Consider the following 26,986-nt stretch of genomic DNA (forward strand, 5'->3'; position numbering starts at 1 on the left):
GGCGGCGCGGCCGCCGCGGCTACTTGCCGACTTCCTTGGTCACCAGCGCGATCGCCTCGTCCACGTCGTCCGTGACGTGGAAGAGGTAGAGGTCGCGCTCCGAGGCCTTGCCCTGCGCGATCACCGTGTTCTTCAGCCAGTCGATCAGGCCCGACCAGTACTCCGACCCGAACAGCACGATCGGGAACCGGGTGATCTTCTGGGTCTGGACCAGGGTCAGGGCCTCGAACAGCTCGTCGAGCGTGCCGAGTCCGCCCGGCAGGACCACGAAGCCCTGGCTGTACTTCACGAACATCGTCTTGCGGACGAAGAAGTACCGGAAGTTCAGCCCGAGGTCCACGTGCTGGTTGAGCCCCTGCTCGAAGGGCAGCTCGATGCCCAGGCCCACGGAGATCCCGTTGGCCTCCCGGGCACCCTTGTTGGCCGCCTCCATCGCGCCCGGGCCGCCGCCCGTGATCACCGCGAAGCCCGCCTCCACGAGCGCGCTGCCGATCAGCACGCCGGCCTCGTACTCCGGCGAGCCGACGGGCGTACGGGCCGAGCCGAACACGCTGATCGCCGGCGGCAGCTCCGCCAGCGTGCCGAAGCCCTCGATGAACTCCGACTGGATGCGCAGGACCCGCCAGGGATCGGTGTGCACCCACTCGGAAGGCCCGGCGGAGTCCAGCAGCCGCTGGTCCGTCGTACTGCCCGCCTGCACCTGGCTCCGCCTGCGCAGCACCGGCCCGAGCTGCTGCTCCTCGGGCCGACGACGAGCGTCCCCGTCGGAAGTGCGGTGGTTGCCCATGATGTGCTCCCTCCTGCTGATCGTTGGATCAGCCTAGGCGCACGAAGGTGACGAGAAGCGGAATTCAGGAGGTCAGCCAGGCGCGGAGTCGTTCCTCGCAGTGGAGGATCGCCTTCGTCTCCACGCGCTCGTCGACCTTGTGGGCCAGCAGGGCGTCGCCCGGGCCGTAGTTGACCGCCGGGACGCCGAGGGCGCTGAAGCGGGAGACGTCCGTCCAGCCGAACTTCGGCATGGCGCGGCCGCCGACCGCCTCCATGAACGCCGCCGCGGCGGGGTGGGAGAGGCCGGGGAGGGCGCCGCCCGAGAAGTCGTCGATCACGAACTCGTCGACGCCGCAGTCCGCGAAGACCTCCCGGACGTGGGCGATCGCCTCGTCCATGCTGCGGTCCGGGGCGAAGCGGAAGTTGACCGTCACCGTGCACGCGTCGGGGATGACGTTGTTGGCGACGCCGCCCTCGATGCGGACGGCGTTCAGGCCCTCGTGGTACTCCAGGCCGTCGATCACCGGCTTGCGGGGCTCGTACGCCGCGAGTTTGGCGAGAATCGGGGCCGCCGCGTGGATGGCGTTGGAGCCCATCCAGCTGCGCGCGGAGTGGGCGCGCTCGCCGGAGGTGCGCAGCAGGACGCGCAGGGTGCCCTGGCAGCCTCCCTCGACCTCGGCGTTCGACGGCTCCAGCAGGACCGCGAAGTCGCCGGTCAGCCAGTCGGGGTGGGCCTCGGCGACCTTGCCCAGGCCGTTGAGGTCGGCGGCGACCTCCTCCTGGTCGTAGAAGACGAAGGTGAGGTCGCGGTTGGGCTCGGGCACGGTCGCCGCGATGCGCAGCTGTACGGCGACGCCGGATTTCATGTCGGTCGTTCCGCAGCCCCACAGGACGTCGTTCTCGTCCAGGCGGGACGGGACGTTGTCGGCGATCGGCACGGTGTCGAGGTGGCCTGCGAGGACGACGCGCTCGGCCCTGCCGAGGTTCGTACGGGCCACGACGTTGTTGCCGTACCGGTCGACCGTGAGGTGCGGCAGGGCGCGCAACGCGTGCTCCACCAGGTCGGCGAGGACCTTTTCGTCGCCGCTCACGGACGGGATGTCGACGAGCCGGGCGGTCAGCTCGGCGGCGTCCAGGGTGAGGTCCAGCTCGGATTCGGACATGGCTCTGACCCTAATGCCCCGGACTGCGGCGAAGCTCTCACGTCCGGCCGGTGGACGCGTCGCATGGCTCAAGTACGGTGGGCGCCGTGACCCGGAACGATCCCCCCCGTCCTCGTCGCCGACGCCGCCCGCTGCTCACGTGTGCCGGTGTGTTGGTGCTGTTCGCGCTGATCGGCTACTTCGCCGTGCAGTACAACACCACGAACGGCGGTGGCGGCGCGCCGCACTGCACGGCGAGCGTGCGGACGAGTCCGACCGGCGTCGACATGACCCCGGAACAGGCGGGCAACGCCGCGACGATAGCCGCGGTCGGCGTGGCCAAGGGCCTGCCGGACCGGGCCGTGACCATCGCGCTGGCGACCTCGATGCAGGAGTCGGGGCTGCGCAACCTCCCCCACGGCGACCGGGATTCGCTGGGGCTGTTCCAGCAGCGGACCTCGATGGGCTGGGGCACCGAGGAGCAGATCATGGACCCGGTGTACTCGGCCGGGAAGTTCTACGACCACCTCGTCCAGGTCAAGGGATACGCCGATCTCCCGCTGACGGAGGCCGCGCAGGAGGTGCAGCGCAGCGGCTACCCCGAGGCGTACGCGAAGCACGAGTCGGAAGCGGTCGTGATCGCGGCGGCGTTCGCCGGGGACGGCGAGCTGACCTGCGGCGGGCCCGCGCCGACCGCGCCGGGCGACCCGGAGAAGGTGCGCACGGAGCTCACCCGGATCTTCGCCAAGACGAAGATGCACGACGCTCCGGCGGAGCCGCGCCGTACGCAGGACGCGGCCGGGAAGGTCAAGGAGGCCGAGGTGACCTTCGTCGAGAAGAAGGACGGCGGGGCCTCGGCGGCGCGCGGCAGCAAGGTGATGGCGGGCTGGGCGGTGGCCAACTCGCGCGGGATGGGCGTCGTCCGGGTCTCGTACGGCCCGGCGAGCTGGGTGGCGGGCCAGGCGAAGGGCGAGTGGCAGCAGCTGGCGCCCGCCGGCCCGCAGGGCAAGACCGGGGCCGTCGACCCGCACCGCGCGGAGGACGGCTCGGTACGGATCTTCGTGGCCCAGTGACACGCGTCGCCGCCGTGGGCTCGCCTGTACGAGGCGTCCCCCGTGCGGGGGTGACCCGGCGGCGGCCCGATCCGCCTCCGGAAGGACGGAATCCCTGGTCGGCGCACATCCGGTGAGCTTGTCGCGCAGGCCGATTAAACGATGCGTTACTGATCCTTTACCCGGTGTCTCCGCAACTCCACCCGCCCCCCGAGCGGTTGTACACGGCGTACTCAGCCGCTACCGCTTAGGAGCATCATGTCCCTCCCCCTGACCCGCCGGATCGCCCGTACCGCGCTGCTGCTCGCAGCCGGGGCAGCTCCCGTGGTCGGTGCGGCCGGCGCGGCCAGCGCCGCGGGCCTGGAGTCCGTGCCGCAGCTGGGCGCGCTCACCAGCCCGGACGCCTCGGACGCCACCGGCACCGCGGGCGACGTGGTCGGCACCGGTGAGGCCGCTGCCGCCGGCGCGACGGACACCGCCGCCAAGGCCGTACCCGGCGCCCCCGCCGGGGTCACCGACGCCGCGACCGGCCTGCTCGGCGGGCTGCCCGCCAAGGGGCTGCCGGCCAAGGGCCTGCCGACCGAGGCGCTGCCCACCGGCGCCCTGCCGACCGACGCCCTGTCCACCGGCGCGCTCCCCACGGACGCCGTCCCGGCCGGCGGCCTGACCGGCGCGCTCCCCACCCAGGGGCTGCCGCTGGGCGGCGGCCTCCCGCTGGGCGGCTGACCCGCCGCACGCAGGAACACCGAGGGGCCGGGAGCGCGAACTCCCGGCCCCTCGGGCCGTCTGCGGACCGCGGTCGCGCCGGCGCCGGGTCAGGCGAGGCGCTTGACCGCCGCTTCGACGCGTTCGTCCGTCGCCGTGAAGGCGACGCGGACGAACTGCGCGCCCGCCTCACCGTAGAAGTCGCCCGGGGCGACCAGGATGCCCAGCTCGGCGAGGTGGGCGACCGTCTCCCAGCAGGGCTCGTCCCGGGTCACCCACAGGTACAGGCTGGCCTCGCTGTGTTCGACCCGGAAGCCGTGCGCCTCCAGGGCGGCCCGCAGCGCCTCGCGCCGCGCCGCGTAGCGCCCGCGCTGCTCCGCGACGTGCGCGTCGTCGCCGAGCGCGGCGACCGTGGCCGCCTGCACCGGCGCCGGGGTCATCATGCCGCCGTGCTTGCGGATCTCCAGCAGCTCGCCGAGCACCTCGGCGTCACCGGCGATGAACGCGGCCCGGTAGCCGGCCAGGTTGGAGCGCTTCGAGAGCGAGTGGACGGCGACGATGCCCTCGTAGGAGCCGCCGCAGACGTCGTCGTGCAGGACGGAGACCGGCTCGGCCTCCCAGCCAAGCTCCAGGTAGCACTCGTCGCTGAAGAGCAGGATCCCGTGCTCGCGCGCCCAGGCCACGATCCGGACCAGGTCTTCCTTCGGGATGACCTTCCCGGTGGGGTTGGACGGGGAGTTGAGCCACAGCAGCTTCACGCCGGCCGGGTCGAGTTCCGTGGGGTCGTCGTAGACGACCGCCTCCGCCCCGCACAGCCGAGCGCCGACCTCGTACGTGGGGTACGCGAGCCGCGGGTACGCGACCTTGTCCCCGGCGCCCAGCCCCAGCTGGGTCGGCAGCCAGGCCACCAGCTCCTTGGAGCCGACGACCGGCAGGACGTTGCGGTGTCCGGCGGCGCTCGCGCCGAGGCGGCCCTTCAGCCAGCCGGTGATCGCGTCGCGCAGCGCGACGGTGCCCCACACCGTGGGGTAGCCCGGGGAGTCGGCGGCCGCGACGAGGGCGTCCTGGACCAGCTGCGGGACCGGGTCCACGGGCGTGCCGACGGACAGGTCCACGATGCCGTCCGGGTGGGCCGCCGCCGTCTTCTTGTACGGCTCCAGCTTGTCCCAGGGGAAGGCGGGAAGACGTGCGGATACTGCGGCCACGGTGTTCTCTGCTCTCTACTGGTGCTGGACGTACGGGGCTGTGCGGGCAAACGGCTCGGTCCCGCGCGGCACGGGGCCGTACGGGACCGAGGGGCGGTTCTGGCGGTGCCGACCGTCGTCAGTGACTCGGGTTGATGTCCGCCGGAAGCGCCGCGATGAAGGGGTGGTCGCGCTCGATCAGGCCCAGCTTGGAGGCACCACCGGGCGAACCGAGCTCGTCGAAGAACTCGACGTTCGCCTTGTAGTAGTCCTTCCACTCTTCCGGAGTGTCGTCCTCGTAGAAGATGGCCTCGACCGGGCAGACCGGCTCACACGCACCACAGTCGACGCACTCGTCGGGGTGGATGTACAAGGACCGCTGGCCCTCGTAGATGCAGTCGACGGGGCACTCTTCGATGCATGCCTTGTCCTTGACGTCGACACAAGGCTCCGCGATGACGTAGGTCACGCTCTCGTTCCTCCTCGGTAGGGCTTTCCATATCGCGCGGGAGCGCGGCGTCGTCGATGCCCACGCCTAGTATCTCCGTTCCCGGGCACGATCCGAACAGGAGGGGCGGACAGAGCTGTGGAAATCACTGCCGGTGGGCTGCTGGAGATCCGTATTACCCCGGCTGACGTGGGTAAACGAGTCTCTGTACGACGGGTGCAGGGCGGGGCGGACGAGGCGCCCTCGTTCACTGACACGGTAGGGGTTCTCACATCCTGGGACCAGGGTGTGCTGACGATCACACGAAAGAGCGGCGAGTCCGTCCACATCTCGGAATCGTCGCTGGTGGCGGGCAAGATCGTACCCCCGGCACCGGCCCGGCGGCGGGGTCCAGCGGCCTCTTTCGAGGAGCTGGCGCGGGTCGGCGCGCGGGCCTGGCAGCCGCTGGAGAGCGAGCCGCTGGGCGAGTGGACGCTGCGGGCGGCCGGCGGCTTCACCCGGCGGGCCAACTCGGTGCTGCCGCTCGGCGACCCGGGGGTCCCGCTGGACGAAGCACTCGCGCGAGTGACGTCCTGGTACGCGGAACGTGAACTTCCGGCGTACGTGCAGACGGCGACCGGCGCGGTCGGCACGCAGGAGCTGCTCGGCGCGGAGCTGGAGCGCCGGGGCTGGGTGAACGAGGTGTCGGCGGAGGTCCGGATCGCGGCGCTCGCGCCGATCGCGGACGTGGACACCGCTGCCACCGACTCCGAGGTACGGCTGACCCGCGCCCCGGACGAGGAGTGGCTCGGGATGTACGGGCGGGTCAAGGACCCGGAGGTGGCCCGGCGGGTGCTGGTCGCGGGGCCGTCGGTGTGGTTCGCCACGCTGCCCGGGCGGGCGATAGGGCGCCTGGTGGTGGACGGCCGGTGGGCCGGCTTCGCGGCGGTCGAGGTCGATCCGGAGCACCGGCGCGGTGGCCTGGGCACGGCGGTGATGGCGGTACTGGCCCGGCGGGCGCTGGAGGAGGGCGCGTCGGCGGCGTGGCTCCAGGTGGAGGCGGACAACGCGGGGGCGCTGGCGCTGTACGACGGGCTCGGCTTCGCGACGCACCACGCGTACCACCACTTCCGGGGCCGGAGCGCGGGGGCCGGGCGATGAGCGCGGAATCCCGGGCGCGGTTCGCGGAGGAGGCCCGCTCGGAGCGGCCGGACCTGGCCCTGCTGTGCCTGCTGCTGGCCGCGGAGGCGGATCCGGCACTGGACGAACGGGCCATGGACGGGGCGCAGATCGAGCTGGACCGGCTGGCGGGGATGCTGCCGTACGGGCTGCGCGGCGGGAAGGCCTGGGCCTCGGCGGTGACGGAGCTGCTGGGCGGCCGGATGGGCTTCCACGGCACGCCCGCTGACTACGACCGGCTGTCGTCCTCGCTGCTGCACGAGGTGCTGCGGCGCCGCCGGGGCCTGCCGATCCTCCTGTCGGTCGTCTGGCTGGAGGTCGCGCGGCGCGCGGGTGCGCCGGTGTACGGGCTGGGGCTGCCGGGGCACTTCGTGGTGGGGTTCGGGGACCCGGACGAGGGGCTGGTGGTGGACCCCTTCGCCGGGGGCGCCTCGCTGGGGGCCGGGTCCGCGGAACAGGCGGCCGAGCCGCGGACGCCCGCGCGGACGCTGGACATCGTCCTGCGGATCCTGAACAACATCCGGGCGTGGGCGGCGGCCCGGCCGGAGCAGTCGGGGGTGGCGCTGTGGGCGCTGGAGCTGTCGCTGCTGCTGCCCTCGCATCCGGCGTCGCTGCGGTACGAACGGGCGAAGCTGCTGGTCGAACGGGGGCAGTTCGCGTTCGGCGCCGCCGAGATGGAGTCCTACGCGCAGGTCGTCGACGCGATCGACCCGCCCGCCGCGGCACGGATCCGCAGCGAGGCCCTGTCGGCCAGGGCGCTGCTGAACTGACCGCCGGGGCGGTCGCCGGGGCGGTCGCCGCGGCGCGGGGGCGGATCCGGCTACAGCCAGCCCTTTTCGCGGGCCGTGCGGATGGCTTCCGCGCGGTTGCGGGAGGCCAGCTTCTGGATCGCCGTCGAGAGGTAGTTGCGGATCGTGCCCTGGGAGAGGTGGAGGCGTGCCGCCAGTTCGGCGTTCGTGGCGCCGTCCTCGGCGGCGCGCAGGACCTCCCGTTCGCGGTCCGTCAGCGGGTTCGCGCCTTCCGCCAGGGCCGCCGCCGCCAGGGTGGGGTCGATGACGCGCTCGCCCGCCAGGACCTTGCGCACCGCCTCGGCCAGTTGCGCGGCCGGGGCGTCCTTGACGAGGAACGCCGAGGCCCCCGCCTCCATCGCCCCGCGCAGGTAGCCGGGGCGGCCGAAGGTGGTCAGGACGACGATCTTGATGTCCGGGACCGCGGTCCGCAGGGCCGCCGCCGCCTCTATGCCCGTCATGCCCGGCATCTCGATGTCGAGCAGCGCGACGTTCACGTCGTGCGCCCGGGCCGCCGGCACCACCTCGTCGCCGCGGGCCACCTGGGCCAGCACCTCGATGTCCGGCTCCAGTCCGAGGAGCGCCGCGAGGGCTTCCCGGACCATGGACTGGTCCTCCGCCAGGAGGATCCGGATGGGGCGTGTGCTCATGATCCCGATCCTAGGGGGACGCGGGCCAGCAGGCGGAAGCCCTTCTTGCCCGTCTGTCCGGCCGACAGGGTGCCGCCGACCGCCTCCAGGCGTTCCGCCAGGCCCGTCAGTCCGTTGCCCGCCTCCGCGGGTCCGCCCCCGCCGTCGTCGGCGACCGACAGCTCCACCACCGGTCCGGCCAGGGTCTGCAGGGTCTCCAGCCGTACGGTGCACCGCTGCGCCCCGCTGTGCCGGACCACGTTCGTGACCGCCTCGCGCAGCGACCAGGCCAGCGCCGACTCCACCTCCTCGGGGAGGTCCTCCACCGGCTCCGCCGGGAGGTCCGCCGCCACGCCCGCCGCCGTCAGCGCGGTGCGGGCGCCCGCCAGTTCGCCCGGCAGGGTCGGCCGCCGGTAGCCGCTCACGGCCTCCCGTACGTCGACCAGCGCCTGCCGGCTGACCTGTTCGATGTCCGCCACCTGCTGGGCCGCCTGCTCGGGGTGGTCCGGCAGCATCCGCCCCGCCAGCTCGCTCTTGAGCGTGATCAGGGACAGCGAGTGGCCGAGGAGGTCGTGCAGGTCCCGCGCCATCCTCAGGCGCTCCTCGTTCGCCGCGAGCTGCGCCACCGTGGCCCGCGCCTCGCGCAGTTCCATCGTCGTGCGGATCATCGCGCGGATGCCGACCATCGCGAACCCGCCCATCAGGGCCGGGATCAGCAGCCCGGCCAGGTACTCGTCGCCGCCCGGCACTGCCAAGGCCGTCAGCGCGAGCAGGGCGGTGGCGCCGGGCACCGTGAACCGGGAGATCTCCCCCGGCAGCGCGGCGCCGGAGGCGATCGCCACGTACACGAAGAGGACGAGCCATTCGCGGCCCAGGGACAGCGACAGGATGGTGGCCTGCGCGGAGAGGACCGCCACCGAGAGCAGTACGCGCCGCACCTCGGTCTGCCGGGCGGTGCGGAAGACCAGGACCAGGTACCAGGCGACGAAGGCCACGAGGCCCAGGCCGCCGAGCAGCCGGGCCCCGAGGCTGTGTCCGCCGCTGACCAGGTCGGTGACGGGGGCGCTGAGGTAGAACAGCCAGATGCTGATCCACAGCGACTTCACGATCCTCTGCCGGCGGTTCTCGGGGCGCGCCCCGATCCGGGGTCCGCCCTTCGTTCCCAGCAGACCGGTCTCGGTCATCGGCTCCGCCGATCCGGTCCCACCGGTCGTCCCCGTCGCACCCATCACGCTCGTCACACCCGTCATGCCTTCAGCGAGTCCTTGCGGTACAGCCATGCGGCGGCACCGGTGAACAGTACGAAGTACACGGCCAGGATCGCCACGTCCTTGAGGTGGGGCGCGCCCCCGAGCTCGATGGCCTGGCCGAGGCCCGCGTACGCCCGGGTCGGCAGCCATTCGCAGATGTTCTGCAGCCACTGGGGGAAATTCGCGGTCGGCATCCACAGGCCGCCGAGGATCGACAGGCCGAAGTAGAACAGCATCGTGATCGGGCGGACGGTGTCCCCGTTCGCCAGGTAGCCGATCGCCACGCCGAGCGCGGCGAAGACCAGGCTGCCGGCCCAGATGGAACCGGTCAGGGCGAGCCACTGCCAGGCGTCGAACCGTACGCCCTTGACGAGCGCGGCGACCGCGAACACGACCAGGATGGCGGGCAGCGAGAGCACGCCCGCGCTGGCGGTCTTGCCCAGGACGTAGCCGCGGCCGGGCAGGGCGGTCAGCCGCAGCTGGCGGACCCAGCCCTTCTCGCGCTCCTTGGCGATGCGCTCGCTGTTGCCCATCAGGACGGCGGTCAGGGCGCCGAAGGAGGCCATGGCGACCATGTAGAAGGCGGGCATGGTCAGTTCGGTGCCCATGACCTTCGTGGTGCCGCTCAGGGTGCCGCCGAGCATCAGGAACAGCGCGGCCGGGTAGAGGACGGTGAAGAACAGGTACTTCTTGTTGCGCAGGGCGCGGCTGATCTCCAGCTTGATGAGCTGGAGCGTTCCGGTGGTCGGCATTACTTGGCCTCCTCGGCCTCGGTGAGGGCGATGAAGGCCTGCTCCAGGCCCAGCCCGGCGACTTCCAGGTTCCGGGGGTAGAGCCCCAGCGCGTACACGGCGTGGACGGTGGCGTCGGCGTCGCGCGACTGCAGCCTGACCGTGTCGCCGTGGCGCTCGTAGGCCGTCAGGTGCGGGAGGGCGCGCAGCGCCGTCTCGTCGACGGGGGCGTCCGCGGCCAGGTCGAAGGCGATCCGGCGGGCGCCGGCCTTGGCCTTGATCTCGGCGGCGGTGCCGTCGGCGAGCAGCCGGCCCTTGTTGAGGACCAGGACGCGGTCGGCGATCGCGTCGGCCTCTTCCAGGTAGTGGGTGGCGAACAGGACCGTGCGGCCCTGGGCGGCCTGATCGCGCATCGTGGCCCAGAAGGCCTGGCGGGAGGTGACGTCCATGCCGGTGGTCGGCTCGTCGAGGACGATCAGGTCGTTGTGTCCGGCGGTGGCGAGGGCGAAGCGCACGCGCTGCTCCTGGCCGCCGGAGAGCTTGTTGACCATGCGGTCGGCGATCTCGGTGATCCCGGCGCGGCCGAGCACCTCGTCGACCGGGTGGGGCCGGGGGTGCAGGGCGCAGCCGAGGGCGACGACCTCCCGTACGGTCACGTCCTCCATGAGGCCGCCGCTCTGGAGCATCGCGCCGACCCGGCCGGCCGCGATGGCCTCGCGGGGCGCGGTGCCGAAGAGCTGGACGGTGCCGGAGTCGGCGGGGCGCAGGCCCAGCAGCAGGTCGAGGGTGGAGGACTTGCCGGCGCCGTTGGGGCCGAGCAGTGCGACGGTCTCGCCGGGGTGGAGTTCCAGCGAGAGGCCGTCGACCGCGCGGACCGCGCCGTAGCTCTTGGTCACGTTCCGGAAGGCCACCACGGGACCGGCGCCGGAGCCGGTGTCCTTCGCGGCGGTGGTGTGCGCCGAGGTCGTCGTCGTCATGACCGAAGATTCCCTCGTACGGGGGTGCGCGCGGCAGTGTCTGCGGTCGTGACTGGTGGATGACAGATGTCATGCGGTGGGCATGACAGCCCCTGCGAGCGGCCCGGCCGGGGCCGGCCGGCGCGCTGCGGGGCCGGCGGGGCAGACCGGCCGGCGGCGGGCATGGCGCAGCCCCCGCCCGAGGGGTCGGACGGGGGCTGCGGCGGGCCGGTCGGGCCGCTAGCTGCCGTTGGTGTTGATCGCGACCGTCCGCTCGGCCGCCGTCTTGCCGCGCAGCGCCTGGCGCAGGGCGCCGACGACGTCCTGCGGGGTGACCGCGGTCTTCTCGCCCGTGCCGCGCGTGATCAGGACGCCGTCAAAGGCGTTCCCGTACGTCGCCTTGAGCGCTTCCAGGTCGTACTTCTCGGTCAGGTGCCCGTCCACGACCTGCATGCTGAGGATCTTGGGCAGGGACTTGGCGCCGAAGGGGAGAGACTTGCCGCCCGCCTTGACGGTGGCCACGCCGGACATCGCGGGCTCGGCGAACTCCTTCATGGCCCGGTCCAGTTCGGCCTGGTCGACGACCGGGTTCTTGGCGGTGACCGGGAGTTCGACCGGGGCCGCCTTGCCGGTGGCGACCAGATCGCGGAAGGCCTTCTTGACCCGCTCGGCGGAGGCGCCCGCGTCCAGGGTGGTGCCGGGCTTGCCGGGGACGGCGACGGCCTTGCCGGTGTCGAAGGTGATGGTGCCCTCGGTGGCGGTGCCGGCGGTGCCGGCCAGCTCCTGGAGCGCGACCTGGAGCTTCTCCTCGTCGACCGGCAACTCCGCTTCCGCGATGCGCTCCTTGCCGAGGAGCGAGCCGATGACCGTGACGGGGTTGTAGTCGCTGCCCGCCGCGTTGCGGACCGTGGTCTGGGCGTCCAGGCTCAGGCCGGCCTTCTCGGGCTTGAGCTCGACCTGCTTGCCGCCGACGGTGAGCGGGAGCGGGGTGGCGGCGCGGTTGCCGAAGGCCGTCATGAGCTTGCCGACGGCCTCGTCGCGGCTGCCGCTGATGTCGACGCCCATGACGGTGGTGCCCTTGGGGACGTCGGAGTGGTTGAGGAGCAGCCCGGCGCCGTAGGCCACGCCGAGCAGGGCGATGACGCCGCTGCCGAGGAGGACCAGCTTGGAGCGGCCCTTCTTGATCTTGGTCGGCGTCATGGAGGCCGGCTTCGGGCGCGCCGGGGCGGCCGCCCCCGGGGCGGGGACCGGCTTCGGGACGGGGGTCGGGACCGGGCCCGGACCGCCCGGACCGCCCGGACCGGGGATCGGCGGGAGCGGATCGTCCAGCTCGGGTCCGGGCCAGCGGGGAGCCCCTTCGCCGCGGGGGGCGCCGACGGGGACGGAGCCGAGCGCGGGGCCGCCGGTGGGGCCCGCGGGGGCGCCGGTGCCGACCGGACCGCCGTACGCGGGGAAGGCCTCGGTGGCGGGGCCGCCGTCGGGGTCGGCGTAGCCGGGGTGGCCCAGGGGCGTGCCGACGCCGGGGCCGCCGGGCATCCGGGGGGCGAGCGGCGCCTCGGGGCCGGGGCCGTAGCCGGGGCCGGCCGGAGCGGGCGCCGGGGCGTTGCCCTGGCCGTAGCCGGGGCCCGCCGGGGTGCCCGTACGGGGACCCGGGCCGGCCGGGCGGCCCGGTGCGAAACCGGCTCCCGGGCCGGGCGGCGGCACCGGTCCGGGACCGGCCGGCGTCCGGGTGGGCAGCACGGGCGCGGGGCCCGCGGCAGCCGGGGTACGGGTCGGCAGCACCGGGGCCGGAGCCGCGGCGGGCGCGGGCGCCGGGGCGGCCGACTTGCGGGGGGCGAACCAGTTGCTGGCCGGCTCCTCGGGCTCGGCGGCGGGCGCGCTCGCGGCGGGCTCGGCCGCGGCCTGCGCGGCGACGGCGGCGGCCTCTGCCGCGGCCTCCGGCTCCGGCTCGGCGGCGGCCGCCACCGGCTTGCGTACGACCACCGGCGGGATCGGCCGCGAACCCGGGATGTTGATCCGGATCCGGGTCGTCAGGGTGGTCTCGGTCTTCGGCCCGTCGGTGTCGGGCGTGGACGGGTTCGAGGTCACAGGGTTCTCCTCCGAGGCAGTCGCCGCGCCAGGCCCAGGCGGCACAGGCAAGGACGGGTTCCGGCCGGTTCCGTACGGCGGTGTACCCGAGGGGTAGGCGGCTCCACCGCGCCCCTGGGGCCCGGAGGACGAACTGTCGGTTTCACGACTCAAGGCATGTTCTCCCGGTTGGCTCCGCCGCCCGCGTGCCGTGCGCGGGCAGCTCGGCGGCCCGACCACCATACTGGCCGCCGCCCTCGCGCAACTGTCCTAGGGGAATCAGGGGTTCCCCTTCAACCCCCTCGCACCCGCTCCGAGCGGCCTACGGGCCCCCGTCCAACCCCCGTGAACGCACACCCCGACCGAGTTCAACGGCACGTCACTTGCCGGTCCGCGCGGCCGAAACCGGCCCCTCGAACGGGCCGCGCAGCGTGGCACACATCACAGCCAGCACCGTCCCGCCCAAAAGGTAGACGTACATACCGATTCCGGGCGAACCGAGCAGGAAGTCCCCCTCGGGGCGCGGCATGCCGAGCACCACGTACGCGAGGAACCAGCCGAGCGCTCCGGCGCCCACGCCCAGCCCGGTCCCGACGGCGATCCGGCCGCCGAGGAACAGCCCGAAGAGCGCCAGCAGGCCCAGCAGCAGCCCGGCGGGGAACCACAGGTCCACGACGAGCCAGCCGGCCGCGCCGGTCAGCAGGCCGGCGGCCAACAGGCCGAGCAGGGTGGCGATCCGCCCGGGGGTCAGGGTGCCGGTCACGCGTCCACCCCCGCGAACAGGTCGTGCTCGCGCGTCCCCGCCGGAGCGCCCGGCCGGCCCGCGACCAGTTCGTAGTACTCGCGGGCGAACAGCGGCTGCGCGAGGTCGTTGGAGAGCGCGAAGAACGGACCCTCCACGGCGATCTGGGTGGCGTGGGCGCGCATCGCGGCCGCCTTGGCCGCCACGAACGCCTCGTCGGCCCCGATCTCGGCGGTGATCCGGTCGTCGGCGATGACCCCGGGCACGTCCTGCGGCGAAGCCAGCCCCGGGAAGGGCGCCTTGGACTCCCCCCCGGCCGCCGCCCGGGGCTGCTCCCAGGCCGCCTTCAGCCGGGCGAAGCCCTCCTCGACCACCGAGCGCGGCACCCGGTTCCAGTAGATCTTGTCGATGCGCCACGGGTCGCCGAGGTCCCGGCGGTACGTGGCCTCCGCGGCCAGCTCCGCGCCGCGCATGGCGACCCGGTGGGCCTGGATGTGGTCGGGGTGTCCGTAGCCGCCGTCGGGGTCGTACGTGACGAGCACCTGCGGACGGACCTCGCGGATGACCTCGACGAGGTGTGCGGCGGCCTCGTCCACACCGGTGGACCAGAAGGACCCGGGCCGGCGGTTCTGCTCGGCGCCCATCATCCCGGAGTCCCGGAAGCGGCCGGGGCCGCCGAGGAACCGGTGGTCGGTGACGCCGAGTTCCGCCATGGCGGCGGCGAGCTCGCCGATGCGGTGGGGGCCCAGGGCGTCGTCGCGGTCGGGCGCCAGGTGCGCGAGACCGGGCGGGATGACCTCGCCCTCCTCACCGAGGGTGCAGGTCACGAGCGTGACGTGGGCACCCTCGGCCGCGTACTTGGCCATGGTGACGCCGTTGTTGATCGACTCGTCGTCCGGGTGCGCGTGCACCAGGAGCAGCCGACGGGCGGGAAGACCGTTCATGGGGCCAAGCCTACGATCAAGCGGCGGGCGTCCTACAGCTTGAGGCCGCTGATCATGCTGGCCACGTTGGTGGTCAGCTGGCTGAGGGTCGGCGCGATGGTCGAACTCGCCAAGTAGAACCCGAGGAGCACACAGACAGCGGCGTGTCCCGCCTTCAGGCCCGACCGGCGGACCAGCAGGAAGACGACGATCGCCAGCAGCACCACGGCCGAGATCGAGAGTGCCACGGCGTTTCACCTCCACGTCGAGCGGACATCGGTACGCGTACTCGTACTCAGTGCTCGGCGGAGTACATACCCACCGTGCGCTACGGATCATAACTATCCGTACCAGCGCATCGATCGAATTCCGGCAGCACGAGGGGCGCACGCCGCGCATGCGCAGGGTCACGGGGGAGGCCGGCCGGGGAGTCTGTACGCCTCCCCGGCCGGCTGTCGGCACCCGCACGGCCGCACGGGACCCAGGCTGCACGCCCCAGATCTCGGGACAGAAACGGTCAAGTTGCCTGCATGTAAACCGGGTTGGCGGGAAGGTGACCCTAACGGAGCGAATCCGCGCGGGGTGGCCGGATTTCGCCTGCGAAGTGACAGGCCGAAGGGTGGGCCCCCGGACCCGACGGGAAGGCCTCCGGAACGGCCAGCAGCGGGACCTCGTCCGTGCAGCGCTGCTGCGCCTTCCAGCAGCGGGTGCGGAAGGGGCAGCCGGACGGCGGATTGGCCGGTGAGGGCACGTCGCCGGTCAGGATGATCCGCTCGCGGTGGGCGCGGGCCTGCGGGTCCGGGACGGGCACGGCCGACAGCAGGGCCTGGGTGTACGGGTGGGTGGGGTGGTCGTAGATCTGCGTGTCGGTGCCGATCTCCACGACCCGGCCCAGGTACATCACGCCGACCCGGTCGGAGATGTGCCGCACGATCGAGAGGTCGTGCGCGATGAACACGTACGAGAGGTCGAACTCGTTCTGGAGGCGCTCCAGGAGGTTGATCACCTGGGCCTGGACGGAGACGTCGAGCGCGGAGACCGGTTCGTCCGCCACGATGACCTCCGGCCGCAGGGCGAGGCCGCGGGCGATGCCGATGCGCTGGCGCTGGCCGCCGGAGAACTGGTGCGGGTACCGGTTGATGTACTCGGGGTTGAGCCCGACCACGTCGAGGAGTTCCTGGACCCTGCGGCGCCGGTCGCCCTTCGGGGCCACCTCGGGGTGGATGTCGTACGGCTCCCCGATGATGTCGCCGACCGTCATGCGCGGGTTGAGCGAGGTGTACGGGTCCTGGAACACCATCTGGATGTTGCGGCGGACGGCCTTCAGGGCCTTGCCGGACAGCTTGGTGATGTCCTCGCCCTTGTAGGAGATCGCCCCGGCCGTCGGGCGTTCCAGGTTGACCAGCATCCTGGCGACGGTGGACTTGCCGCAGCCGGACTCGCCGACGATGCCGAGCGTTTCGCCGCGCGCGAGGCGGAAGGAGACCCCGTCGACCGCCTTGACCGCGCCGACCTGCTTCTTGAACAGGACGCCCCGGGTCAGCGGGTAGTGCTTGACGAGGTCCTTGACCTCCAGGATGGTCTCAGCCACCGAGGCACTCCTTCCAGAAGAAGCACGCGCTCGTGCGGCCTTCGCCCACCTGCGCGAGCGGCGGGACGTCGGTGCGGCAGACCGCCTGGGCCATCGGGCAGCGCGGGTTGAAGGCGCAGCCGGGTGGGATGGCCAGCAGGTTCGGCGGCAGGCCCTTGATCGCGTACAGCTCCTGGCCCTTCTGGTCGAGGCGCGGGATGGAGTCGAGCAGGCCGCGGGTGTACGGGTGCGCGGGCGCGGCGTAGATCTCGTGGACGGGGGCCGCCTCGACGATCCGGCCCGCGTACATGACGGCGATCTTGTCGGCGACGTCGGCGACCACACCGAGGTCGTGGGTGATGAGGATGAGCCCCATGTTGAGTTCGCGCTGGAGCTCGGCGAGCAGGTCCATCACCTGGGCCTGGACGGTCACGTCCAGGGCCGTCGTCGGCTCGTCCGCGATGATCAGGGAGGGCTCCAGGGCCAGCGCCATCGCGATCATGATGCGCTGGCGCATGCCGCCCGAGAACTGGTGCGGGTAGTCCCCCACCCGCTGCCGCGCCGCCGGGATCTTCACCCGGTCCATCAGCTCGACGGCCTTGGCCTTGGCGTCCTTGCGGGACATCCCGCGGTGGACCTCGTACATCTCGCCGAGCTGGGCGCCCACGCTGAGGACCGGGTTCAGGGAGGACAGGGCGTCCTGGAAGATCATCGCCATCTCGGCGCCGCGGATCTTCCGCCGCTCCTCCTCCTTCATCTTCAGGAGGTCCTTGCCCTTGAAGAGGATCTCGCCGCCCGCGATCCGGCCCGGCGGCATGTCGAGGATGCCCATCACGGCCTGGGCGGTCACCGACTTGCCCGAGCCGGACTCGCCGAGCACGGCGAGCGTCTCGCCCTCTTCCACCGAGTAGTTGACGCCGTTGACGGCCTTGGCGACTCCGTCCCGCGTACGGAACTCCACATGGAGGTCGCGGACTTCGAGCAGCATGGTGCCCACTCCTCAGCGCAGCTTGGGGTCGAGGGCGTCGCGGACCGCGTCGCCGAGCATGATGAACGCGAGCACGGTCAGGCTCAGCGCGCCCGCCGGCCAGAGCAGCATGTGCGGGGCGTTGCGGATCTGCGGGGCCGCGTTGGAGATGTCGATGCCCCAGGAGACGGTGGGCGGGCGCAGACCGACGCCGAGGAAGGACAGGGTGGCCTCCAGGGCGATGTACGTGCCGAGCGCGATGGTGGCGACGACGATGACGGGCGCGACGGCGTTGGGCGCCACGTGCCGCAGCAGCATCCGGCCGTTGCCGGCGCCGAGGGCCCGGGCGGCCTGGACGTAGTCGTTCTGTTTGGCGGTGATGACGGAGCCGCGGCCGATGCGGGCGATCTGCGGCCAGCCGAGGAGCACGATGAAGCCGACGACCGGCCAGACGGTGGTGCTGGTGACCACGGACAGGAAGACCAGGCCGCCGAGGACGACGGGGATGCCGAAGAAGATGTCCGCGACCCGGGAGAGCAGCGAGTCGCCCCAGCCGCCGAAGAACCCGGCGAGTCCGCCGAGCACCGAGCCGAGCAGGGCGGCGCCGAGGGTGGCGCAGACGCCGACGGTGATGGAGGCGCGGGCCCCGTAGACGGTACGGGTGTAGACGTCGCAGCCCTGGGTGTCGTAGCCGAAGGGGTGGCCGGGCGAGGAGCCCTGCTGGGACTTGGACAGGTCGCACTGGAGCGGGTCGCCGCTCGCGATGAGCTGCGGCCAGATCGCGATGATCACGAGGAAGAGGATCAACAGCGAGGAGATGATGAAGACGGGGTTGCGGCGCAGCTGGTGCCAGGCGTCGGACCACAGGGAGCGGGCCTTCTCGCCCGGGCCGGTGGACGAGTCGCCGAGCGTCTTCTCCAGGCTCTCGGCCTCGTCGAGCGCGAGATCCATGGGGCCGCCCTGGCCGGTGGGGGCGATGGCCTCCCCCTTTGCGGGTTCCAGCGGGTCGTAGGCGGGCTCGCTCGGCTCAGGCATAACGGATCCTCGGGTCCAGGACCGCGTAGAGCAGGTCGACGAGCAGGTTCGCCAGCAGGAAGACGATGACGAGGATGGTCACGAAGCCGACCACCGTCGGGGAGTTGTTGCGCAGGATGCCCTGGTACAGCTGGTATCCGACGCCGTGGATGTTGAAGATCCGCTCGGTGACGATGGCGCCGCCCATCAGGGCGCCGATGTCGGTGCCGATGAAGGTGACGACGGGGATGAGCGAGTTGCGCAGCAGGTGGCGGGTGACGACCCGGCGGCGCGGCAGGCCCTTGGCGACGGCCGTGCGCACGTAGTCGGCCTTGACGTTCTCGGCGATGGAGGTGCGCGAGAGCCGGGTGACGTAGGCGAGGGAGACCAGCGCGAGCACGATGCCGGGCAGGATCAGCTCGTTGAAGGGGGCGTCCGGGGAGACGGTGGGCCGGACCCAGCCCCATTTGACGCCGAAGAGGTACTGGAGCAGGTAGCCCGTCACGAACGTCGGCACGGAGATGACGACGAGGGTGAGCACCAGTACGGAGGTGTCGACGGACTTGCCGCGGCGCAGCCCGCTGACCACGCCGAGGGTGATGCCGATGACGATCTCGAAGAAGATCGCGACGATGGTCAGGCGCAGGGTGACGGGGAAGGCCGAGGCCATCAGCTCGGTGACCGGCTGGCCGTTGAAGGCCGTGCCGAAGTCGCCCTGGAAGATCTGGCCCATGTAGTGGAGGTACTGCTCCCACAGGGGCCGGTCGAGGTAGAGGTCCTTGCGGATGCGCGCGGCGGTGGCGGGGTCGGGCGCCTTGTCGCCGAAGAGGGCGGCGACGGGGTCGCCGAGCGCGTACACCATGAAGAAGATCAGGAACGTGCTGCCGATGAACACCGGGATCATCTGGAGCAGCCGCCGGATCACATAACGTCCCATGGACTGCTCCAGGATCGATCCGACAGGGGGTCAGCTGACCTTGATCTCGTTGTAGACGGGGACGCTGAACTGGTTGAGCGCCACGTCCGAGAGCCGCTCGGCGTAGCCCGCGCTGCCGTTCTGGTACCAGAGCGGGATGGAGGGCATCTGCGCGGCGAGGATCTTCTCGGAGTCCTGGAACTTCCCGATGGCCTTGGCCGCGTCGCTCTCCTGGTTCGCCTCGTCGACGAGCTTGTCGAACTCCGGGTTGCTGAACTTCCCGTAGTTGGAGGAGGCGCCGGTGTAGTAGAGCGGCTGGAGGAAGTTCTGGATCAGCGGGTAGTCGGCCTGCCAGCCGGACCGGAAGGGGCCGGTCAGCTTGAAGGAGCTCTGCTGGTTGCGGAAGTCGGCGAAGGTGCCGATCGGGTTGACCGTGCAGACCGGGCCCTCGCCGATCGCGTTGTTGATGCTGTTGCAGACGGCGTCCATCCACTCGCGGTGGGAGCCGGTGTCCACGTTGGACGTCAGCGTGACCTTGCCGCCGGGGAGCCCGCCGGCGTCCTGGATGAGCTTCTTGGCCGCGGCCGGGTCGTACTTGCAGGCGTCGCCGCAGATCGTGGCGTTGAACCCGCCCTTCTCGCCGAGCGCCGGGGAGGTCCAGTCCTTGGCCGGGGTGCGGGTCTCGCGGAAGATCTGCTTGGTGATCTCGTCGCGGTTGATCGCCATCGAGATGCCGCGGCGGACGTTCTCCATGCCCTCCTTGTTCCACTGCGGGTCGTACAGGGGGAAGGTGAGGGTCTGGATGATGAGGGCCGGCTGGTTGATGTACCGGTCGCCGAGGTCGTTCTTGACGTTCTTCAGCTGCTGCGCGGGGATGTCGTCGACGAGGTCGAGGTTGCCGGAGATCAGGTCCGTGTAGGCGGTGTTGTTGTCGGTGTAGACCTTGAGGTCGACGCCGCTGTTCAGCGCCTTGTCCGTGCCCGGGTAGCCGTCCCAGGTGCGCAGCTTCATGCCGGTGCCCTTGGTGTACGAGTCCACCGTGTACGGGCCGTTGCCGATCGGCTTGTTCAGCCAGCCGGCGTGGTCGGTGAAGAAGGCCTTGGGCAGCGGGGAGAAGGCCTGGTAGCCGAGGGTCTCGGGCCAGGTGGAGAACTTGTTCTTCAGGGCGACGGTGAAGGTCTTGGAGTCCTTGACGACCAGTCCGGACATCGTCTTGGCCTTGGGCTCCCCGGAGGCGGGGTGGACGTCCGCGTAGCCGACGATGTCGGAGAAGAACGGCGCGTTGTTCTGCTTGTTGCGCACGTCCGCGCCGTAGTTCCAGGCGTCCACGAAGGACTGCGCGGTGACCGGCTCGTCGTTGCTGAACTTCCAGCCGTCCTTCAGCGTGACGGTGAAGTTCTGGCTGTCGGTCGTCTCGATCTTCTCGGCGAGCATGTTCTCGGCCGCGCCGGTCTTCGGGTCGTACCGCTTGAGGCCGCGGAAGATCATGTCGAGGACCTTGCCGCCCTGGACCTCGTTGGTGTTGGCCGGCTCCAGAGGGTTCTGCGGATCACCCCAGGAGGAGCTGACGACTCCCGCGCCACCGCCGCCTCCGCCGCTGTCGCTACCGCCGCAGGCCGTTGCCGCGAGGGCGACGGCCATCGCACATGCGGCCCACTTGGCGTGGGTGGCTCCGCGCATGGAGTGCCTCCTATGGCTCCCAAGACTCACTTAGGGCCCAATGTCACCCTATGTGGGGGCCGGAACACTCACGGTTGGACCGATTGCACCCTCGCGTCCCGCGCCTGTCACCCGCGCGAGTGCAAACTCGGCTCCCAGGCGTCCATGGCGCAGTACGGGGCCGTGCCGTGCGCCGCGCACAGCGCGAGAGCGCCGGCCGCGGTCCCGGCGTCCGCGCCGAGGCCTGCGGTGTCCCGGAACGCGGCCCCCTGGGAGACGGGCGGCAGGTCGGCGGCGGTCTCCCCCACCCCGGCGGCGAGATCGCGGGCCCGGAGCCGTTCCACACCTGGGCGCAGACGAGAGCGCCCGGGCCGGAGGAATCCGGCCCGGGCGCCCCGGGGTTGCGTACGGCGGTGCGGGATCAGACGGCCAGGACGGCCTTCTCCTCCGCGAAGTGGCACGCCGACTCGTGCGCGGCCAGCGACTTGGCGCCCTGGAAGCGCGTCGGGATCGCGAGCAGCGGCTCCTCGGTGGAGCACTTCTCCTCGGCCTTCCAGCACCGGGTGCGGAAGCGGCAGCCCGAGGGCGGGTTCGCCGGGGAGGGGACCTCGCCGGTGAGGATGATCCGCTCCCGGCCCTCGCGGGCCTCCGGGTCCGGCACCGGCACGGCGGAGAGCAGGGCCTGCGTGTACGGGTGGGTGGGGTGGTCGTAGATCTCGGAGTCGGTCCCGATCTCGGCCATCTTGCCCAGGTACATGACGCCCACGCGGTCCGAGATGTGCCGGACGATCGACAGGTCGTGCGCGATGAAGAGGTAGGAGAGGTTGAACTCCTCCTGGAGCTTCTCCATCAGGTTGATGACCTGCGCCTGCACCGACACGTCGAGCGCGGAGACCGGCTCGTCGCAGATGATGATCTCCGGGTTGAGCGCGAGGCCGCGGGCGATGCCGATGCGCTGGCGCTGACCGCCGGAGAACTGGTGCGGGTACCGGTTGATGTACTCCGGGTTGAGGCCCACGACGTCCAGGAGTTCCTGGACCTTGCGGCGCCGGTCGCCCTTGGGAGCCACCTCGGGGTGGATCTCGAAGGGCTCCCCGATGATGTCGCCGACCGTCATGCGCGGGTTCAGCGAGGTGTACGGGTCCTGGAACACCATCTGGATGTTGCGGCGGACGACCTTCAGGGCCTTGCCGGACAGCTTGGTGATGTCCTGGCCCTTGTAGAAGACCTCGCCCGAGGTGGCCGTCTCCAGCAGCATCAGCAGCTTGGCCACCGTGGACTTGCCACAGCCGGACTCGCCGACGATGCCCAGGGTCTCGCCCTGGTAGAGGTCGAAGGAGATCCCGTCGACCGCCTTGACCGCACCGACCTGGCGCTTGAGGAGCATGCCCTGGGTCAGCGGGAAGTGCTTGACCAGGTTGCGCACCTGGAGGATCGGCTCGCCCCGCTCGACCGGCGCGTCGAAGGCGGCCAGCGCCTCCTCGTCGGTGGTTGCGGCGGCGTCCACGGCCTCGTCCGTCTTGCTCAGCTCAGCCATGGATCTGCTCCTTCCAGAAGTGGCACGCGCTGCCGCGGCCGACCAGCTCGGTGCCGTCCGGCTCGGTGACGATCTGCAGCGCCGGCACGTCGGTGCGGCAGATGTCCTGCGCCTTGGGGCAGCGCGGGTTGAAGGCGCAGCCGGACGGCGCCTTCAGCAGGTTGGGCGGCAGGCCCTTGATCGCGTAGAGCTCCTGGCCCTTCTGGTCCAGGCGCGGGATCGAGTCCAGCAGACCACGGGTGTACGGGTGCGCCGGGCGCTTGTACAGCTCGTGGATCGGTGCCTGCTCGACGATGCGGCCCGCGTACATCACGGCGATCTTGTCGGCGACGTCGGCGACGACGCCGAGGTCGTGGGTGATCAGGATCAGGCCCATGGAGTACTCGCGCTGGAGGTCCGCGAGCAGGTCCATGACCTGGGCCTGGACGGTCACGTCGAGCGCCGTGGTGGGCTCGTCCGCGATGATCAGGTCCGGCTCCAGGGCGAGCGCCATGGCGATCATGATGCGCTGGCGCATACCGCCGGAGAACTGGTGCGGGTAGTCGTTGACCCGGGCCTTGGCGGCGGGGATCTTCACCCGGTCCATCAGCTCGATGGCCTTGGCCTTGGCGTCCTTCTTGGACATGCCCTGGTGGACGCGGAACATCTCGCCCAGCTGGTTGCCCACGGAGAACACCGGGTTCAGCGCGGACAGCGCGTCCTGGAAGATCATCGCCATCTTGGGGCCGCGCAGCTTGCGCCGCTCGGCCTCCGACATCTTCAGGATGTCCTGGCCCTGGAAGAGGATCTCGCCCTGGGCGATCCGCCCGGGGGGCGTGTCGAGGATGCCCATGATCGCCTGCGCGGTCACGGACTTGCCGGAGCCGGACTCGCCGAGCACGGCGAGGGTCTCGCCGGACTTGACGCTGTAGTTGACGCCGTTGACGGCCCGGACCACGCCTTCGCGGGTCGCGAACTCGACGTGCAGGTCGCGTACTTCGAGAACGGGGGTCTCGTCGTCGCCCGTGCGCTGCCGCGGCAGCTCTTCGGTGGTTTTCGAAATAGTCATGTGAGAGCCGCCCTCCTAGCGCAGCTTCGGGTCAAGGGCGTCACGCAGCCCATCGCCGACGAAAACGAAGCCCAGGACGGTCAGCACGATCGCGATGGACGGGTAGACCCACAGGAAGTCCTTGACGCCGAGGAAGTCCTTGGCGCCGGCCAGCATGTTGCCCCACTCCGGAACCTCGGGGCTGACGCCCACGCCCAGGAAGGACAGGGCCGCCTCGGCGACGATGGCGCCACCGACGCTGAAGGCGGCGTACGCCATCACCGCGGCGATGGAGTTGGGGATGATGTGGCGAATGATGATCCGCGAGGTGCTCGCGCCCAGGGCGCGCGCGGCGTGCACGTAGTCCGCCTCGCGCACCGACAGGATCGAGCTGCGCAGCAGCCGGGAGACCGTCGGCCAGGAGAAGACGGCCAGCGAGATGATCACCGGGAGTACGCCGCGGCCCATGGCGATGATGATCACGATGGCGCCGATGAGCAGCGGGAAGGCGAAGAAGACGTCGGCTATGCGCATCAGGATCGAGTCGGTGGCCTTGCCGAAGTAGCCGGCGAGGGCACCGATGACGATGCCGATGGTGCAGGCCAGGAAGATCGACGCGAGACCGACGACGACGGCGATGCGGCTGCCGTAGACGATGCGGGAGAGCTGGTCGCGGCCGAGGGCGTCGGTGCCCAGCAGGTGCGCGGAGCTCGGCTCGGCGAGGGTGTTCGTGAGGTCCTGGTGGTACGGGTCCGCCGGGGCGATCAGCGGCGCGAGGAGCGCCGTCAGGAACAGCAGGAGGACGAGGACCAGGCCGAAGACGGCCAGTTTGTTCGCGACGAAGCGGTGGCGGATCTCGCCCCACTGCGTGACACGGGCGATGGCGGGCTCCGCGTTCGCGGCGCCGGCGGCAGCGTTGGCGGCGGCCGGTTGTGCGGTCCCCGAATCCGCTGTGCTCTTGGTGAGCTCGGTCATGGGTGTGACTCCTAGGAACTGCCTTGACTCAGGCGAGACGGATGCGCGGGTCGAGGACCGCGTACAACAGGTCGACGATGAGGTTCAGCACCACGAACACGGCGACTCCGAAGGAGACGACACCGATGATGATCGGGTTGTTCTGCTGCTGGATCGCCATGACCAGGGCCAGGCCGATGCCGTCCCAGTTGAAGATGGCCTCGGTGATCAGCGCACCGCCGAGCAGGGAGCCGAACGAGATACCCAGGTAGGTGATGACCGGGATGATCGAGTTGCGCATGACGTGCTTGAACAGCACGGTCCGCCGCGGCAGACCCTTGGCCACGGCCGTCTTGACGTAGTCCGCCTTGAGCACTTCGAGCATGGTGCCGCGCATGAGCCGGGCCACCAGGGCGGCGTCCAGGATCGCGAGCGTGAAGGCCGGCAGGATCAGGGAGTTGAACGAACCGTCGGAGATCAGCGGGAACCAGCCGAGGTCCACGACGAAGGTCGAGAGCAGGACCATGCCGATGACGAACGACGGGAAACCGACGGCGAGGGTCGTGAGCAGCGTGATCAGTACGTCCCAGAAGGAGTACCTGAACAACGCGGCGATCATGCCCGCGAGGAGTCCGATGGCGATGTCGATGACGATCGCCGCGACTGCCAGTTCGGCGGTGTTGACGAGCTTCGGCGACAGGACCTCCGTCACCGGCCGGCGCTGGGTGTAGTCCTCACCCAGGTCACCCTTGGCCAGGTTCTTGACGAAGTTGCCGTACTGGACAGGGAGCGGGTCGTTGAGTCCGTAGCGCTCCCTGAGTTGCTCGACCACCGCCGGATCACGGGCCTTGTCTCCGCCGAGCGAACCCACGGGGTCGCCGGGGAGGACGAAGAGACAGGCGAAGAGCACGACCGTCGCACCGAAGAGGACGACGACCATCTGCCCGAGCCGCCTGATCACATAACTGCCCACGATGCCTCCTTCACTTACTAAGCATGGGTGTTGGCGGCGTCGTCCGATCGGGACGAGAGGCCGCGACCGGGCACCGGATCTGGGGTGTGCCCGGAGGTGGACGAAGGTCGTGGAGGCCGGAAGAAGTAGCTCCGACCTCCACGACCTTCGCTATGCCAACTGAAGAGGCATTACTTGAGCGTGATCTCCGCGAGGTTCGGGTCCTCGAAGAAGTCCATCTTGACGTTGGCGAACTTGGTGGTGTTCGCCAGACGGAACTGGGTGCGCTTCCACAGCGGGATGAGGGCCTGGTCGGTGTCGACCGCGATCTTCTCGGCCTGCTTGTAGAGGGCGGCGCGGGCGGCGGCGTCCTTCGTGGCGCGCGCCTGCTCCAGGAGCTTGTCGTACTCCGGGTTGCTGTAGCGGCCGCGGTTGTCACCCTGGGCCTTGCCGGTGGCCGGGTCCTCGTTGATGGAACCGGTGCCCAGCAGCGGGAACAGGAAGTTGTCGGCCGTCGGGTAGTCGGCACCCCAGGCGGAACGCCAGATACCGGCGGTCTTCTTGTCCTGCTGCTCGGCCAGGGCCTCCTTGAACGGCTTGCCGTTCAGCTTGACCTCGAGGCCGAGGACGTCCTTCAGCTGCTGCGCGACGGCCTGGACCCACTCCTCGTGGCCCGCGCCGGTGTTGTAACCGAAGTCGAGGACGGTGCCCGGCTTCAGACCGGACTTCTCCGCGAGCTCCTTGGCCTTGGCGGTGTCCTGCTTGGCGCAGGTGGTGCACACGCCGTCCTGGTACACGTCGGCGAACGACGGCGGCAGGATGGAGGTGGCCGGCTTCTGCATGCCCTGGAAGACACCCTTGGCGATGGCCTCGCGGTCGATCGCGTAGGAGACGGCCTTGCGGGCGTCCGGGCTGTTCATCGGCGCGTTGTTGTTGAAGGCGACCAGGTAGTTGATACCGCTGGTGTCGGCCTCGATCCACTCGCCCTTCGGGCTGTACTTCTGCTTCGCCACCGGCAGCTGCGGCGTGGGCATGCGCGCCCAGTCGAAGGTGCCCGACTGGTAGCCCTGGTACTCGAGGGTCGAGCTGTTGCTCGGGTTCAGGATCGAGATCTCGACCTTGCCGAGCTTGGCCTTCTCGAAGCCGTAGTCGTCGTTGCGGACGAGGGTGATCGACTTGTTGTGCTCCCAGCCGCCTTCCATCTTGAAGGGGCCGTTGCCGATCGGCGCGTCGTTGTACGCCTTGTTGTCGCCGGCGCCGGCGACCTTCGGGACGGGGGCGAAGACCGTGTGGACGGTCTTCTTGTCGAACTCGAAGTCAGCCTGGGCCAGGGTGACTTCGAGGGTGTTGGCGTCGACGGCCTTCAGGCCGGAGAACTTGTCGCTCTTGCCGCCGTTGAGGTCGTCGTAACCGGCGATGCCGGCCATGTGGTACGCGACGTCCGAGGCCGACTTCTTGTCGGCGACACGGGTCCAGCCGCGGATGAAGGCCTCGGCGTCCACCGTCTCACCGTTGGTGAACTTGGTGCCGGCCTTGAGCTTGAACGTCCAGACCTTGCCGTCGTCGCTGGTGGTCACGGACTCCGCGAGCGCCGGCGTCAGCTTGCCGTTGGGCTCGACGTTGTACAGGCCGGTGAAGAGGTTGTGCGCGATCAGCGAGCCCTCGGACTCCTGCGCGTTGTACGGGTCGATGGCGGTCGGCTCGGTCAGGCCGAGGCGGAACACACCGCCGCCCTTGGCGTCGGTCGAGCCCTTGTCATTGCCACCGCAGGCGGTCGCGGCCAGGGCGACGACAATCGCGCCCACTACCCACTTGGCGCTCTTGGCACCGCGCATGGGTTTCCTCCT

The 26,986-nt window shown here is 70.8% G+C and carries 27 protein-coding genes; 4 read left to right on the forward strand and 23 right to left on the reverse strand.

Going from position 1 to position 26,986, the window contains the following annotated elements:
* Positions 1–19: 19 nt before the first annotated feature.
* The gene (locus ADK52_RS23020) at positions 20–787 is read right to left on the reverse strand and encodes a TIGR00730 family Rossman fold protein (protein WP_053691736.1); all 768 of its coding nucleotides are present in this window, start codon (positions 785–787) and stop codon (positions 20–22) included.
* 64 nt (positions 788–851) lie between these two features.
* Positions 852–1,931, reverse strand: coding sequence for a succinyl-diaminopimelate desuccinylase (dapE, locus tag ADK52_RS23025; protein WP_053691737.1), 1,080 nt, complete (start codon positions 1,929–1,931; stop codon positions 852–854).
* Positions 1,932–2,017: 86 nt separating this feature from the next.
* On the opposite strand from dapE, the gene ADK52_RS23030 reads away from it, so the two are divergent.
* Entirely contained in the window at positions 2,018–2,983 is a 966-nt protein-coding gene (locus ADK52_RS23030) for a hypothetical protein (RefSeq protein WP_078988536.1), read from the forward strand.
* Positions 2,984–3,220: 237 nt separating this feature from the next.
* Positions 3,221–3,688, forward strand: a complete 468-nt coding sequence (locus tag ADK52_RS23035) for a hypothetical protein (protein ID WP_053691739.1) — start codon at positions 3,221–3,223, stop codon at positions 3,686–3,688.
* An 89-nt stretch (positions 3,689–3,777) separates the two neighbouring features.
* Here the strand turns inward: ADK52_RS23035 and dapC are convergent, their stop codons facing one another.
* Together dapC and fdxA are read right to left on the reverse strand one after the other, a co-directional pair.
* Entirely contained in the window at positions 3,778–4,872 is a 1,095-nt protein-coding gene (gene dapC, locus ADK52_RS23040; RefSeq protein ID WP_053691740.1) for a succinyldiaminopimelate transaminase, read from the reverse strand.
* Positions 4,873–4,990: 118 nt separating this feature from the next.
* Complete coding sequence (gene fdxA / locus ADK52_RS23045) at positions 4,991–5,320, reverse strand: ferredoxin (protein WP_030868357.1); 330 nt, start codon at positions 5,318–5,320, stop codon at positions 4,991–4,993.
* Between the two features lie 117 nt (positions 5,321–5,437).
* Between fdxA and ADK52_RS23050 the strand changes: the two genes are divergently transcribed.
* Both ADK52_RS23050 and ADK52_RS23055 read left to right on the forward strand, forming a co-directional pair.
* Positions 5,438–6,439 (forward strand): GNAT family N-acetyltransferase, encoded by a 1,002-nt coding sequence (locus ADK52_RS23050; RefSeq protein WP_053691741.1) that lies wholly within the window; start codon positions 5,438–5,440, stop codon positions 6,437–6,439.
* A complete protein-coding gene (locus tag ADK52_RS23055) occupies positions 6,436–7,227 on the forward strand; it encodes a transglutaminase-like domain-containing protein (RefSeq protein WP_053691742.1) in 792 nt (263 codons plus the stop codon). Before ADK52_RS23050 ends, ADK52_RS23055 begins: the two co-directional genes overlap by 4 nt.
* Before the next feature lie 50 nt (positions 7,228–7,277).
* Here ADK52_RS23055 and ADK52_RS23060 read toward each other — a convergent pair whose 3' ends face one another.
* From ADK52_RS23060 to ADK52_RS23150, 19 genes are all read right to left on the reverse strand, one after another.
* Positions 7,278–7,895, reverse strand: coding sequence for a response regulator transcription factor (locus ADK52_RS23060; RefSeq protein WP_053691743.1), 618 nt, complete (start codon positions 7,893–7,895; stop codon positions 7,278–7,280).
* Entirely contained in the window at positions 7,892–9,058 is a 1,167-nt protein-coding gene (locus ADK52_RS23065; RefSeq protein WP_078988537.1) for a sensor histidine kinase, read from the reverse strand. The genes ADK52_RS23060 and ADK52_RS23065 overlap by 4 nt, the downstream gene beginning before the upstream one ends.
* A 62-nt stretch (positions 9,059–9,120) precedes the next feature.
* The gene (locus ADK52_RS23070; RefSeq protein ID WP_053691744.1) at positions 9,121–9,876 is read right to left on the reverse strand and encodes an ABC transporter permease; all 756 of its coding nucleotides are present in this window, start codon (positions 9,874–9,876) and stop codon (positions 9,121–9,123) included.
* Positions 9,876–10,832 carry an ABC transporter ATP-binding protein gene (locus tag ADK52_RS23075; protein ID WP_053691745.1) on the reverse strand — a complete coding sequence of 319 codons (957 nt, stop codon included), beginning with the start codon at positions 10,830–10,832 and terminating at the stop codon, positions 9,876–9,878. The genes ADK52_RS23070 and ADK52_RS23075 overlap by 1 nt, the downstream gene beginning before the upstream one ends.
* 219 nt (positions 10,833–11,051) lie before the next feature.
* The gene (locus tag ADK52_RS23080) at positions 11,052–13,052 is read right to left on the reverse strand and encodes a peptidoglycan binding domain-containing protein (protein ID WP_053691746.1); all 2,001 of its coding nucleotides are present in this window, start codon (positions 13,050–13,052) and stop codon (positions 11,052–11,054) included.
* 205 nt (positions 13,053–13,257) lie between these two features.
* Positions 13,258–13,641, reverse strand: coding sequence for a DUF6113 family protein (locus ADK52_RS23085; RefSeq protein ID WP_053691747.1), 384 nt, complete (start codon positions 13,639–13,641; stop codon positions 13,258–13,260).
* A complete protein-coding gene (gene mshB / locus ADK52_RS23090) occupies positions 13,638–14,564 on the reverse strand; it encodes an N-acetyl-1-D-myo-inositol-2-amino-2-deoxy-alpha-D-glucopyranoside deacetylase (RefSeq protein ID WP_053691748.1) in 927 nt (308 codons plus the stop codon). Before mshB ends, ADK52_RS23085 begins: the two co-directional genes overlap by 4 nt.
* Before the next feature lie 32 nt (positions 14,565–14,596).
* Positions 14,597–14,791 (reverse strand): hypothetical protein, encoded by a 195-nt coding sequence (locus tag ADK52_RS23095; protein WP_030153401.1) that lies wholly within the window; start codon positions 14,789–14,791, stop codon positions 14,597–14,599.
* Between the two features lie 311 nt (positions 14,792–15,102).
* Positions 15,103–16,134, reverse strand: coding sequence for an ABC transporter ATP-binding protein (locus ADK52_RS23100; protein WP_053691749.1), 1,032 nt, complete (start codon positions 16,132–16,134; stop codon positions 15,103–15,105).
* On the reverse strand, positions 16,127–17,101 hold the full coding sequence (locus ADK52_RS23105) for an ABC transporter ATP-binding protein (protein ID WP_053691750.1): 975 nt from the start codon (positions 17,099–17,101) through the stop codon (positions 16,127–16,129). Before ADK52_RS23105 ends, ADK52_RS23100 begins: the two co-directional genes overlap by 8 nt.
* Positions 17,102–17,113: 12 nt before the next feature.
* Complete coding sequence (locus tag ADK52_RS23110; protein ID WP_053691751.1) at positions 17,114–18,115, reverse strand: ABC transporter permease; 1,002 nt, start codon at positions 18,113–18,115, stop codon at positions 17,114–17,116.
* Positions 18,108–19,031, reverse strand: coding sequence for an ABC transporter permease (locus tag ADK52_RS23115; RefSeq protein ID WP_053691752.1), 924 nt, complete (start codon positions 19,029–19,031; stop codon positions 18,108–18,110). The genes ADK52_RS23110 and ADK52_RS23115 overlap by 8 nt, the downstream gene beginning before the upstream one ends.
* A gap of 30 nt (positions 19,032–19,061) precedes the next feature.
* Positions 19,062–20,690, reverse strand: coding sequence for a peptide ABC transporter substrate-binding protein (locus ADK52_RS23120; RefSeq protein ID WP_053691753.1), 1,629 nt, complete (start codon positions 20,688–20,690; stop codon positions 19,062–19,064).
* 107 nt (positions 20,691–20,797) lie between these two features.
* The gene (locus ADK52_RS23125; protein WP_159046011.1) at positions 20,798–21,013 is read right to left on the reverse strand and encodes a hypothetical protein; all 216 of its coding nucleotides are present in this window, start codon (positions 21,011–21,013) and stop codon (positions 20,798–20,800) included.
* A gap of 77 nt (positions 21,014–21,090) precedes the next feature.
* Entirely contained in the window at positions 21,091–22,206 is a 1,116-nt protein-coding gene (locus ADK52_RS23130) for an ABC transporter ATP-binding protein (RefSeq protein ID WP_053691755.1), read from the reverse strand.
* The gene (locus ADK52_RS23135; RefSeq protein ID WP_053691756.1) at positions 22,199–23,254 is read right to left on the reverse strand and encodes an ABC transporter ATP-binding protein; all 1,056 of its coding nucleotides are present in this window, start codon (positions 23,252–23,254) and stop codon (positions 22,199–22,201) included. The genes ADK52_RS23130 and ADK52_RS23135 overlap by 8 nt, the downstream gene beginning before the upstream one ends.
* A 15-nt stretch (positions 23,255–23,269) precedes the next feature.
* A complete protein-coding gene (locus tag ADK52_RS23140) occupies positions 23,270–24,208 on the reverse strand; it encodes an ABC transporter permease (RefSeq protein ID WP_053691757.1) in 939 nt (312 codons plus the stop codon).
* Between the two features lie 28 nt (positions 24,209–24,236).
* On the reverse strand, positions 24,237–25,160 hold the full coding sequence (locus tag ADK52_RS23145) for an ABC transporter permease (RefSeq protein WP_053691758.1): 924 nt from the start codon (positions 25,158–25,160) through the stop codon (positions 24,237–24,239).
* 170 nt (positions 25,161–25,330) lie between these two features.
* Positions 25,331–26,974 carry a peptide ABC transporter substrate-binding protein gene (locus ADK52_RS23150; protein ID WP_234344177.1) on the reverse strand — a complete coding sequence of 548 codons (1,644 nt, stop codon included), beginning with the start codon at positions 26,972–26,974 and terminating at the stop codon, positions 25,331–25,333.
* Between the last annotated feature and the right edge of the window lie 12 nt (positions 26,975–26,986).

The sequence above is a fragment of the Streptomyces sp. WM6372 genome, from assembly GCF_001279655.1.
GTDB lineage: Bacteria > Actinomycetota > Actinomycetes > Streptomycetales > Streptomycetaceae > Streptomyces.